This is a genomic window from Pelagibius sp. Alg239-R121 (assembly GCF_947331435.1).
GTDB lineage: Bacteria > Pseudomonadota > Alphaproteobacteria > Kiloniellales > Kiloniellaceae > Denitrobaculum.
This window is the reverse complement of sequence record NZ_CAMZOF010000001.1, coordinates 895,370-907,097: the sequence shown is the minus strand read 5'-3', so window position 1 is coordinate 907,097 and position 11,728 is coordinate 895,370. Positions and strand designations below refer to the sequence as shown.

Below are 11,728 nucleotides of genomic sequence, written 5' to 3'. Positions count from 1 at the left end.
CTTAATGGATACCGACAGAGTGATCGCACCCTATACCGGCAGCAGGTCTGGCAAAGCTGCTTAGGTCCGCTCACTCTTACGCTTGCGTTCGGATTCGGATTTGAGCTGACCGCAAGCGGCCAGAATGTCCTCGCCCCGTGTCGCCCGGACGGGTGCGGAAAGCTGACCGTCGTTAAGGATCTGAGCAAAGCGGTGGATCGCGTTGTTCGAGGAACATTCGAAAAATGAACCCGGCCAGGGATTAAACGGGATCAGGTTCACTTTCGCCGGAATATCCTTGAGCAGCTTAATCAGAGCCCGTGCATCCTCGGGCGAATCGTTGACGCCCTTGAGCATGACGTATTCGAAGGTGATCCGCCGCGCGTTACTGGTTCCGGGATAATCCCGGCAGGTCTGCAGCAGTTGCTTCAGAGGGTATTTTTTGTTGATCGGCATGATCTTATCACGCGTGTCGTCGTCGACCGCGTGGAGGGACACTGCCAGATTGACCCCGAGTTCACGGCCGCAACGCTCCATCTCAGGTACAACGCCGGACGTCGAGAGGGTGATCTTGCGCTTGGAAATGGCGACTCCCTCGCCGTCCATCGCAATCTTCAAGGCCGTGGCGACGTTATCGTAGTTATAGAGCGGCTCCCCCATCCCCATCATGACGACGTTGGTGATCTTACGGTCCAGACGGGTACTCGGCCATTCACCGAGGGCGTCGCGTGCCAACATGATCTGACTGATAATTTCCGCGGGAGACAGGTTGCGGACCAGGCGTTGTGTGCCGGTATGACAGAACTTGCAGGTCAGAGTACAGCCGACCTGACTGGAAACACAGAGAGTACCGCGGTCATCCTCGGGGATATAGACCGTCTCGACCTCCTGCCCATCGGAAAAACGCAAAAGCCATTTGCGCGTACCGTCACTGGACGTCAGGTCTTGAACCACCTCGGGCCGGCGCACGACGAAATGCTCTTCCAGACGCGCACGAAAAGCTTTGCTCAGCGAAGTCATCGCCCCAAATTCGGTGACGCCCTTGCTGTAAATCCATTGCCACAGCTGACGGGCGCGAAATGCCGGCTCCCCGCATGCAGTGATTTCAGCCTCAAGGGCCTCGCGGGACAGGCCCACAAGGTTCTTCAGGCCAGCCGATTCGCTCGGCGGCGCAAACAGCTCAGCATGTGCAGTTCCAGACATAGGCGTTAGATACGCGCGCACCTGCTCAAACGCAAGTATCCCGTCATTTCATGATCGATCCGACGCGCAGTGATCAGTTGACGCCGCAACTCTTCGAAATCGCCCGATACGCTGCCGTAAAGCCTTTAAGCGAATAGGTGTCGGTTGTCAGCGTGCCACGGGAAGACGTACCTTTGACCTGCATGGAACTGCCGCGAATCATGGCCTGAACCATCGCTTTATCCAAATTATGGTCTGGCGCCCAGGCGCCGTCGTTCTGAGTAAAGAACTCTTCCGTAGTATCGCCAATAATCACTGTCGCCGGGCTGCCCTTTTTGTACTGATAGCCCGCAACGAAGCTGATCTCATCACGGCGGGATTCGGCAGGCCGGTGCGTCACAAGTGCGTAAATGTCACCACGTTTTGAATACTCGCCCTCCGACTTACTCGGCACAGAAGCCATGTAACAGGCAGGCTTGCCATCCTCGACAAAGCGGTAGGCGCTCCAATCCTGGAAATCACCAAGGCGCTCGATTCCCTGGGCCGATGCTGTGACACCCAGTGTAAAAAAGAGCGGCAATGCCAGCAATCCAGCCATTGTCGCTCGCAGCGTTGCGTGTAAAGTCATAGCTTTATTATAGACGGCGTTTAGCCGTTCGCTACCCCTTGATCTCAGGAATTTTCGTACGCCCAACGCTTTAACGCAAAAATCTCTCGAGAAAAACACCTGCGTTCATCGATGAAGCTGATCCAAGTCGATCCACGGCTCGTACACCCTTCTGTAATGCATACACTCGTTGAAAATAGTGTGAAAACCGCCATCACACGTCCAGTCGCCCTGTTTGGTTCCGTGAGATCGCTTGCCGCCTTTGCGATTATCGCGTCTGATGGGGCAATGACGCAGGAACCGACGGCAAAAGAAACACGGCCTTCAGAGCCTTTGACGGCACCTGAATTGGTGACATTTGTCAGCAAAATAGCCGAGCAGCGCTGCAAAACGTCGTTCCAGGCCCTTTTCGGCTACTTTGCGCCCAGGTTGAAAGCCTACCTCATGCGGCTTGGGTCAGATGCGGATCAAGCCGAAGAACTGGTTCAAGAGGCGATGATCATGGTCTGGCGGAAAGCTGCCAGTTTTGATGCGAGTCAAGCGGCGGTCAGTACGTGGATCTTCACGATCGCACGGAACAAGCGGATTGATGCAATACGGCGCGAGAAGCGCCCAGAGATTGACCTTGAAGATCCGGCCCTGGTTCCGCAGTCGGAAAGTTTGGCCGACGACATTATAGAAGAACAACAGGATGCGAGGCGCTTGAAAGCTGCGATCAGCCGCCTTTCCTCCGAGCAGGCAACTTTGATTAAGATGGCATATTTTGGAGACAAGGCGCACGGCGCCATAGCTGAGGAGACCGGCCTACCGCTCGGAACGGTGAAATCGCGACTGCGATTGGCATTGGGTCATCTTCGTAAAGAGTTAAAGGAGGGCGCACCATGACATCGCCTTCAATCCACGGACGTGACGGTTCGAACGATACCTTACCCACGAATCATGTGACCGATGAACTGCTTGCGGCTTATGCGGCCGGAAACCTGTCGGAAGCACAATCATTACTGGTCGCAACCCATTCCGCGCTTTGTCCTGAATGCCGCGCTGCAATTGCTGAATTCGAAGCAGTCGGCGCGTCGTTTCTCGAAGAAATCGCGCCGGAATCCATGCGCGCTGGATCACTGGATTCAGTTCTAGCCCGGCTCGATCAGGAAGAAATGCCCGCCAACAACGTAGTTCAGCACCCAAGTTCCTATTCTGCCCCGGACAGGCAGATCGGAGAAGTTTTGCTGCCGCAACCTTTACGTGGCTACGTTGGCAGTGATTTGCGGGACGTCACTTGGCGCCCGGTCATCCGCGGACTCGAAGAGGCGGAACTGAAGGTCTCGGGACCCGAATTTAACGTCCGGCTGATCAAGGTCGCGGCTGGCGCGGCCATGCCTCAACACAGCCACCAGGGCGAAGAGCTGACGCTCGTGCTGACCGGCGCCTATCAGGATGGCTCAGGCCGGTTTGCGCGGGGTGACGTCCAGATTGCAGATGGTGATGTCGATCATCAGCCGACGGCGGAGCCAGACGAAGCCTGTGTTTGCCTGATTATCACAGACGCACCGATCAAATTGACCGGGCGGCTGGGACGGCTGCTCAATCCCTTCATCCGATACTAGGGTAGAGCCTGGTTGGACGGAATCACCATAGGTGATCCGTCTTCCTGGCAGAACCGGTCTAGCCAAATGAGCTAGGGTCGAATCACAGGATATTTTCAGCTTATTGTCGATGGATCGGCAGAGCGCCCGCTGATTAGTCCGAATCCCGATCAGCCGCTTCCCGCAGCCTCTCATCTTGCTGCGCCTCAGCTTCCGCCCGCCTCTTTTTCCTCAGCACCTGGCCGCCCTGAACATGCTCCGGCAGAGGTTCGGGCGCGGCGCGCGAATGGACAGGACGTGCAGGAAAACGCCCATAGCTGATCATCCGGTCATACATCAAGATAGCGCCGGCAGTACCTACGTTGACGCAAAACTTCATCGGTATCTTTACGATGTGATCGCAAGCTGCCTGGAGCTCTGGCGAAAGACTCCCCCTCTCGGGCCCAAGAACATAGGCTGCGGCCGCCGGATGCCGGAATGACGGCAAAGCAATCGCATCATCGGTCAACTCGACGCCGACCAGCGAACAGCCGCGCGGCAACATCAGTTCATCGACCGAATCATAAGTGTAAAGCGGCATGGTCTTGGCCGCGTCCGAGGTGTCGGCATTCTTTACCTGCCGCGCGTTAAACACCGGCGCGATGGTAAAAAAGAAGCTGCCGCCAAACGAATGAGTTGATCGAATCAGATTACCGAGATTCATCGGTTTGCTGATTCCCTCAACCCCAATTCCAAAATATCCACGCATGATGCGAAAACTTGCATGCCCGGCGGCTGCAAGGCAAGTTGCTTTCCCTAAGCACGCACCTGCACGGAAACCGGGCAAAAGACCCGCTCAGGGGACCAGGGTCTTTTCTGTGAACAACATAAAGCGATTTAAGACCAATCCGATGACAGCTCTTTCGAAATTGAACTCCATTGCGGCGAATGGCAATCAGGCAGACGGCTCCATAATTGACGGCAAAGCAGATGCCGATAGCCCAATTCTGGTCGAGGTAACGCGCGGTTCGATGGTTGAGAGCCGGCATCGCGCTTCGTTGGCCGTGGTCGACTCAGAAGGCGGTGTGGTTTTCTCATCGGGTGCTTTTGAGCGGGTGGTTTATGGCCGTTCGGCGGTCAAACCCCTGCAAGCCATTCCTCTGGTCGAATCCGGCGCGGCTGAAGCCTTCAACCTCAGCGACGCCGAAATCTCGATTGCCTGCGCCAGTCACGACGGCGAAGACCGGCATCTCGAAACTGTTAGGGCCTGGCTTCCACGCATAGGCTGCAGTGTTTCCGACCTGGAATGCGGCGCCCACCTGCCGTATCACGAGGCCTCCATGATCGCGCTGTTGCGCAGCGGCGGAGAACCAACGGCAGCCCACAATAACTGTTCCGGCAAGCACACGGGCTTTCTGACCCTGGCCAAACACCTGGATGTCGATACCAAGGGTTACATCAAATACGAACACCCGGTTCAGCAGCGTATTCTCGGTGTTCTGGAGAGCATGTGCGGCCTTGAGTTGGGTGACGCCCCACGCGGCATTGATGGCTGCGGCATCCCGGTGATTGGCATTCCGTTGGGAAACATTGCCCTGGGTATGGCCCGCATGGCGGACCCCTCCGGACAGTCCGAAGCACGGCAAGCCGCCTGTAAGAAGATCCTCGGTGCCATGGCCGCCGAACCTGTCATGGTCGCCGGCAGCACGCGTTTCTGTACGCGCATCATGGAATCGACAAGTGGCCGCGCCCTCGTAAAAACCGGTGCCGAAGGCGTCTATTGCGGCGCCATTCCAGAACTGGGACTTGGCTTCGCCCTGAAGGTTGACGACGGCGCAACGCGCGCGGCGGAAGTGGTCACCGGGCAGATCTTACGCAAACTCGGCATCCTGAGCGACGCGCAGGCCAAGAGTTTTGCCGAACTGATTGAACCGCCATTATTCAATAGGGTCGGCAAGACCATTGGCCAGGTCCGCGCCGCAGAGAAAATGCCCTTTTGATTTTCTAAAGACGGGCAGCTCACACAAATATCTGGCTTTCGGAGATTTCAACGCAATGCGCGCAGTCCTCTGCAATCGTTTCGGCCCCGCGGACGAGTTGGTCGTTGGCGAGCCTGCTCTCCCGGAACTCGCACCGGATGAGGTCCGGATCGCCCTCCATGCCGCCGGCGTAAATTTTGCTGATACCCTGATGATCGCAGGGAAATATCAGGAGAAGCCACCCTTCCCCTTCAGTCCCGGATTGGAAGGCGCCGGTGTGGTCGAGGCGGTTGGCGCTGACATTACCAGCACCAAAGCTGGTGGCATTGCAGTAGGTCAGCGCGTGCTCTGTCTTACCGATCACGGCGCCTTTGCGGATACGGCGATTGCGAAAGCAAGCGACGTCCACCCGATCCCGGATTCAATGGATTACGCCACTGCGGCGGGTTTTCCCATCACTTATGGCACCGCTCACGGTGCCTTGACATGGCAGGCACGAATGCAGGCCGGTGAAACGCTGCTGGTACACGGTGCGGCGGGTGGCGTCGGACTGGCAGCCGTAGAGGTCGGAAAGGCGCTCGGCGCAACAGTCATCGCAACTGCGGGAGGCGCGGAAAAGCTCGAGGTGGCGCGCAAGCACGGTGCCGATTATCTCATCGATTACCGCAGCGAAGACATTCGTGCCCGCGTCAAGGAACTGACCAATGGACGCGGTGCCGATGTGGTTTTCGATCCGGTGGGCGGCGACGTGTTCGACGCGACGCTCCGCTGCACGGCTTGGTCCGGGCGTATTGTCGTCATTGGCTTTGCAGGCGGACGGGTCCCGCAGATCCCTGCCAACCACTTGCTGGTCAAAAACATTGCAGCCCTCGGATTTTATTGGGGATCCTACCGCAAACATGCGCCTGATATGGTGCGCGAGGAGTTTGTCGAACTGCTGCAGTGGTTCGAGGCAGGCAAGCTCTCGCCATTGGTATCACATCAGTACGATCTGACCGATACGGCCGCAGCAATGGAGTTGCTGACAACCAGAAAATCCACCGGCAAGGTTGTCCTTACGACCGGCCGGTCCTGAACATTCAGCCGGATGGGCGAGATGTCCGACAGCGTACAGGATCAATACGAAACCTACCCCTATCCAAGCAGGGATCCTCAGGACGAGAAAAAGCGCCTCATTACCGGCTCGCCAAGTAATCTGGACGAACTCAACCACTATCTCTTTGCCGGGCGGCGTAACTTCTCCAAGCCATTTCGAGCATTGGTCGCAGGTGGCGGAACCGGCGATGCCGCGATCATGTTGGGCCAGCAACTCATGGACCGCGGTCAAGGCGGCCAGGTTGTCTACCTGGACCTCTCCAGCGCGTCTCGTGCCATTGCTGAATCCCGTGCGACCGTACGCGGTTTGACCAACATCACCTTTCTCAATGGTTCGCTGCTCGATCTGCCAACACTGGGTTTGGAACCTTTCGACTACATCGACTGCTGCGGCGTACTGCATCACCTGAAGCAACCTGAACGGGGTTTAGCGGCTTTGACGCAGGCCCTCAAAGACGATGGCGGCATGGGTTTGATGGTCTACGCCACCTACGGCCGCAGTGGCCTCTATCCCGCCCAGGATATGTTGAAGACACTTGGTGGTGATTTGCCTCTGACGGCGCGCGTTCAACAGGCGGAGCGACTGCTTGAAGCATTGCCGCCGACCAATTGGCTGCGCCGGAACCCCTTCCTGGGCGACCACAAACGCAGCGCCGCCGAACTGGTCGATCTGCTATTACACAGCCAGGACAGAGCCTATAGTGTGGACGAGGTGGCCGCGCTGGTTTCACCATCGGGTCTGAATCTCGTAAGCTTTATCGAACCCGCTCGCTACCGCCCGGAAAGCTATTTGAAAGATCCAAAGCTGCTCGCTGCGCTGGATGGCAAAAGCGGCCTGGAACAGGCCAGTTTCGCGGAGAAGCTGGCTGGCAATATTAAAACTCACGTCTTCTACGCCAGCCGTCAAAATGACTGTATGGCTACGCCCGATCCCGATGGTGCCGCCATACCGTTTCTCTCTAGCCTCGACAGCGCGGAACTTACACGGTCTCTACGCAAAAATCCGGTATTGACCATCACTCTCGATGGTCTGCCGATGCGCTTTAAGCTCCCACGGTTGACAGCCGCTATCGTCGAACGCATTGACGGCAAGACCTCAGTCGCGAAGATTTTCGAACGCCTCTCGAATTTGGACGCCCGACTCGAACGCTCATCTTTCAATCAGCAATTCGCTCAGGTCTATGAGGTCCTGAACGGTTTCAATCACCTATTGCTGCGATTTGAACCAGACTGAATATCTGGAGGATCAAATGTACGCGCGCCAAAGCGTTCTCTTCATCTGCAGCGGCAATATCTTTCGCAGTATGAGCGCGGAATATGCTCTCAAGGCACATATCGCCGAGGACACCACCATTGCCGTCGCTTCTGCGGGACTCAACGAAGCAACGCACGAGATTATCGGCTTCGTCCGGGACCACCTGCGCAGCAAAGGCATCGACATTTCGGCACATCGGCCAACCCAACTAACACCGGCATTACTGGATGCAGCGGAACTTCCTGTGGCCATGGGTATGGAGCATCGGGAGTTGATCGAGCGCAACTTCGGACGGCGCCTGCCGCTCTTCAGCGAAGTGGCCTATGGCACCGAAGAAGCCTTGCGCGATGTCTGGGAAGTGGTGCCTGACTGGCGCCGCAACGAAGAGGCGGCAGCACAATACGGCTGCTCCGTCATTGACTACATTCATGACGGCATGCCGGGCTTTCTCGAACGAATGAGCCGCTTCATTAACACCCAAGACACGGTCTGATCGAAACCAGCCCTTTTAAGTGCTGGCTTCTGCTGCCCTCTGCCGTTTTCTGAAAGCCTGCTTTTTTACGCGATTGCCACAGCGGTTCATGGAACACCATCGGCGCTTTCCAGGCCTTGAAGCGTCGATAAAGAGGACTGAGCAGCTGTCTTCCGCACATTCTCGGATCCGTCCGATGAGTTCACCCGCCATCAGGTCCACTGCGTCTCGTGCAACGGACGCCAGAACCGCTTGGAGTGGCGCTTCAGCCCGCCAGAACAGGTGGCGGCCATTCGGTGCCAGTTCAGGCACCAACGATGCTCGTGCCGCCCATTCGTTCAGCAGGCTGATATCTTCGTGGGCGGCCTGTCGCTCTTCACGTGCGGCCTGAACCAGACGATAGATCGCTTCTCTGAGCGCCCGCGCGGCCACAAGTTCACTGGAAGTGACGCTTGGTGCTTCCTCCAGTAGGCCGGATTCGACGCACCAGCGCCCAAGGTCTTCTGGTTCAGGCCAGCGCTCAAGCCGTTCCTTCGATCTGCCGCCAACGCTTGCCACGACGTTCAGACAAAGACGGCCGGAATCGAAACGAAACGTCAGATCAACAGGATTGGTGTCCGCAGGAGTGGTGTTCGTAGCCATAGAACTTGTTTAACCGGTTCCGCAGTGTTATGCAATGGAACCAGTATAGATGGTTCCATTGCATAACACTGGAGATCCCGGAATGTTTGACGGCTTCAAAACGCGGCAAATCCCGATCGGCGATTGCATCATCAACCTCAGAATTGGGGGGGAAGGTCCACCTCTGCTGCTGTTGCATGGATATCCGCAAACCCATGCCGCCTGGCATGCAGTTGCTCCGATTCTCGCCAAGCACTTCCAGCTGATCGTTCCCGACCTGCCCGGCTATGGCGACAGCATCGGTCCGGAACCCGACCCCGAGCATCAGAATTACGCCAAACGGACAACTGCAAAGATCATGGTCGAATTGATGGTGGAATTGGGTCACGAGCGCTTTCAGCTTGCCGGCCACGACCGGGGCGGGCGTGTGGCTTACCGCCTGGCACTGGACCACCCGCAGCGCGTCGAACGCCTGGCGGCTCTCGACATCGTGCCAACGCTTGAGGTTTGGGAGGCCATGGATTGGAAACAGGCAATCGAAGCCTATCACTGGCCTTTTCTCGCCCAGCCAGCGCCACTCCCCGAACGTATGATCGGCAGTGATCCTGACTTTTACATCAAACATTTGCTGGATCGCTGGAAACAAGACGGCAACAGTCTCGACCCCATGGCTGTTGATCAGTATCTCAGCCAGTTCCACAAAGCCTCGGTCATTGCGGCCACCTGCGCCGACTATCGCGCAGGCGCAAGTCAGGACCTCGAGCACGACCGCGCAGACCGGATCGCAGGCCGGCGTATCGCCTGTCGCACGCTTGTTATCTGGGGCCGCGGCTACTTTACCACGCAAGACAGCACACCGGCCGATACCTGGCGAACTTGGACAGAGGCGGTCACAGAAGTAGCACTCGACTGCGGTCACTTCCTGGCGGAAGAACAGCCGGAAGACTGTGCAAAAGCACTGTTAGAATTCTTCTCGGCTTCGCGTGCTAAATGAAAAAGGGGCAGCCTGTTAAGGCCACCCCTTTTCGATAGGATGATGTTTTGCAGTTAGCAGGCGCTACGGTCCAGCCCAAGATCCTTAAGGATACGAAGGTCGGAAATCCTGGACCAGCGTGATTTCCGCGCTGCCGGAGCAGTGCTGGAATATGACGCTTCCAAAGCTTGACCGCTGCGCCGAGTCAGATCGCTTGCGCACAAGCCGGGCATGGTGCTGTCGACAACGAAGTTGTACTCCGCCATGGTACTGGTCCTTCTGAGTGGCCTGCACCGCACGATCGGTGAACATCTGGGGCCAGGTTGAAACGTAAATTGAAACTGTTGTTGCCCCCCAATTAAGTCTGCTTTGACCAACGCACCAATGCCGAATCGACAGGTTCGCCATGTTGTTTTTGCATAGCGTATCTCGACGAAATCTTAACCAAAAATCGGCGGTTTTTCAGCCCGTTAACCCACGATTGTTAAAGTGGTTTCCGCAGCACGGGCTCAAGGCGGTCCATAGCCTCCGACAGTCGGTCCAATGTGCCCGCATAACACAGCCGGAAGTTACCTTCCCCACCCGGCCCAAAGGCAGAACCTGGGGCCAATCCGACTCCTGTCTCATGTAAAATTTTCTTGGCTGCATTCAGACTGTCGGTCAAGCCTTCGACCGCAAAAAAGAAATAGAACGCACCCTTCGGACAGGTGGCCCGCACTGTCGGTAAAGCAGACAAACGTTGAAAGACGAGGTCGCGGCCCTGGCGGCAGCGATCGACAGTCTGTTTCACAAAATCTTCGCCCTCCCTCAGGGCGGCAATACAGCCGTGCTGCAGAAAACCTTGCGCACCCGAAGTATTGAATTCGATCAGGTTGTCCAGTACCGGTCCCAGGCTTGCAGGGTGAGTGAGCCAGCCCAGGCGCCATCCTGTCATAGCCCAAGACTTGGAGAAGCTATTGACCACGATAAGGGCATCCTCGGGCTCGGCGATTTGCAGAAACGAGTTCGCCACCTCCTGCTCGTAGACAAAGCGATGGTAGACTTCGTCAGCCACGAGCCAAATCCCACGGGCGCGGCAGAATTCCAAAACCGCTCTTTGTTCTTCCGGTGTGATCATCCAACCGGTCGGGTTGCTAGGCGAAACCACGAAGATCGCGCGCGTGCGTTCGTCGCAACTGGCAAAGAGCCGCTCGAGGTCCAGAATGAACCCCCCTTCGTCACTTTGATCCAGACTTACTTTGCGCGCCTCTGCGCCCATAATCTCTATCGCACCGACCACATTGGGCCAACCCGGTGTAACACAAACGACATTATCACCGAGCCCCGCCACCGCCTGAACCACCAGCATGATGCCGTTCATCCCCGCCGAGGTCACAGTCATCCGCTCAACATCGACCGGGGTCTCGAACGTCCGCTGCATATAGGCTGCGAGTTCCTGACGCAGTTCCGGCAGACCGCGTTTCTGACTGTAAAAGCAGACCCCGCTTTTCAACGCGGTGTGGGCGGCATCGGTAATGAAATCCGGTGTGGTTTCGTTGCCTTCCCCAACCCAGAGGGGGATCAGATTGTCGACGCCGAAACCCATCTTCCAGAGCTCGACGATCTTGGAGCTTTCCAGTTCCGCAACCTCCGGCCGGATCGTTGCCGGGAAACCCGTCGGTGCCGGGCGCGCGGAGCCGGCGCCGCCATCGGCCGAGTAGAGAGGGCCATTGTAAAAGGAGGTGTTCAGTTCAGTAATAGGCATGGGGAAACCAATAGAGTGTTAGAGGACGGTTTACGTTCTTGATCGATCCAATCAAGAACGAAGGCGCCCTAAGAAGTTGAACTTGTTCAACAGGTGACATGACAACGGGCGCTTGGCAAGCGCCGTCCGAACGCCGCGGCAGAGACCATCTTGAGCCCCGGCTGGCGCTTGAGTATGATGCCGCGTTTTTTGCACTGCGGCGATAAGCATGGCGCGGCGATGCAATCCGGAATAAAGGTATCCCTTAGAGCGGCCGCGA

At 57.0% G+C, this 11,728-nt stretch carries 13 protein-coding genes; 7 read left to right on the top strand and 6 right to left on the bottom strand.

Translation table 11 applies throughout. The features are described 5' to 3' along the window. Positions 1-60: 60 nt before the first annotated feature. Positions 61-1,182, bottom strand: a complete 1,122-nt coding sequence (rlmN, locus tag QMZ18_RS03975) for a 23S rRNA (adenine(2503)-C(2))-methyltransferase RlmN (protein WP_282604929.1) — start codon at positions 1,180-1,182, stop codon at positions 61-63. Positions 1,183-1,255: 73 nt separating this feature from the next. Then, positions 1,256-1,759 carry an invasion associated locus B family protein gene (locus QMZ18_RS03970; protein ID WP_282604928.1) on the bottom strand — a complete coding sequence of 168 codons (504 nt, stop codon included), beginning with the start codon at positions 1,757-1,759 and terminating at the stop codon, positions 1,256-1,258. A 210-nt stretch (positions 1,760-1,969) separates the two neighbouring features. On the opposite strand from QMZ18_RS03970, the gene QMZ18_RS03965 reads away from it, so the two are divergent. Both QMZ18_RS03965 and QMZ18_RS03960 read left to right on the top strand, forming a co-directional pair. Then, positions 1,970-2,653 (top strand): sigma-70 family RNA polymerase sigma factor, encoded by a 684-nt coding sequence (locus tag QMZ18_RS03965; protein ID WP_282604927.1) that lies wholly within the window; start codon positions 1,970-1,972, stop codon positions 2,651-2,653. After that, entirely contained in the window at positions 2,650-3,372 is a 723-nt protein-coding gene (locus QMZ18_RS03960; RefSeq protein WP_282604926.1) for a ChrR family anti-sigma-E factor, read from the top strand. Before QMZ18_RS03965 ends, QMZ18_RS03960 begins: the two co-directional genes overlap by 4 nt. A gap of 133 nt (positions 3,373-3,505) precedes the next feature. On the opposite strand, the gene QMZ18_RS03955 is transcribed toward QMZ18_RS03960, so the two are convergent. After that, complete coding sequence (locus QMZ18_RS03955) at positions 3,506-4,099, bottom strand: RNA methyltransferase (RefSeq protein ID WP_322097125.1); 594 nt, start codon at positions 4,097-4,099, stop codon at positions 3,506-3,508. Positions 4,100-4,241: 142 nt separating this feature from the next. Here QMZ18_RS03955 and QMZ18_RS03950 point away from each other — a divergent pair, with 142 nt between their 5' ends. From QMZ18_RS03950 to QMZ18_RS03935, 4 genes are read left to right on the top strand one after another with little or no spacing between them, the layout of a single operon-like run. Then, positions 4,242-5,330: an asparaginase gene (locus QMZ18_RS03950; RefSeq protein WP_282604924.1), complete on the top strand. Its 1,089-nt coding sequence runs from the start codon at positions 4,242-4,244 to the stop codon at positions 5,328-5,330. 55 nt (positions 5,331-5,385) lie between these two features. Beyond that, a complete protein-coding gene (locus QMZ18_RS03945) occupies positions 5,386-6,384 on the top strand; it encodes an NADPH:quinone oxidoreductase family protein (RefSeq protein ID WP_282604923.1) in 999 nt (332 codons plus the stop codon). Positions 6,385-6,405: 21 nt separating this feature from the next. Continuing rightward, the gene (locus tag QMZ18_RS03940) at positions 6,406-7,638 is read left to right on the top strand and encodes a bifunctional 2-polyprenyl-6-hydroxyphenol methylase/3-demethylubiquinol 3-O-methyltransferase UbiG (RefSeq protein WP_282604922.1); all 1,233 of its coding nucleotides are present in this window, start codon (positions 6,406-6,408) and stop codon (positions 7,636-7,638) included. A 16-nt stretch (positions 7,639-7,654) separates the two neighbouring features. Beyond that, on the top strand, positions 7,655-8,152 hold the full coding sequence (locus QMZ18_RS03935) for a low molecular weight phosphatase family protein (protein WP_282604920.1): 498 nt from the start codon (positions 7,655-7,657) through the stop codon (positions 8,150-8,152). A gap of 15 nt (positions 8,153-8,167) precedes the next feature. On the opposite strand, the gene QMZ18_RS03930 is transcribed toward QMZ18_RS03935, so the two are convergent. Next, entirely contained in the window at positions 8,168-8,773 is a 606-nt protein-coding gene (locus tag QMZ18_RS03930) for an ABATE domain-containing protein (protein WP_282604919.1), read from the bottom strand. 82 nt (positions 8,774-8,855) lie between these two features. Between QMZ18_RS03930 and QMZ18_RS03925 the strand changes: the two genes are divergently transcribed. Then, on the top strand, positions 8,856-9,746 hold the full coding sequence (locus QMZ18_RS03925; protein ID WP_282604918.1) for an alpha/beta fold hydrolase: 891 nt from the start codon (positions 8,856-8,858) through the stop codon (positions 9,744-9,746). Positions 9,747-9,799: 53 nt separating this feature from the next. On the opposite strand, the gene QMZ18_RS03920 is transcribed toward QMZ18_RS03925, so the two are convergent. Next, a complete protein-coding gene (locus QMZ18_RS03920) occupies positions 9,800-9,991 on the bottom strand; it encodes a hypothetical protein (RefSeq protein ID WP_282604917.1) in 192 nt (63 codons plus the stop codon). Positions 9,992-10,209: 218 nt separating this feature from the next. After that, positions 10,210-11,469, bottom strand: a complete 1,260-nt coding sequence (locus tag QMZ18_RS03915) for a pyridoxal phosphate-dependent aminotransferase (protein WP_282604916.1) — start codon at positions 11,467-11,469, stop codon at positions 10,210-10,212. Positions 11,470-11,728: the final 259 nt, after the last annotated feature.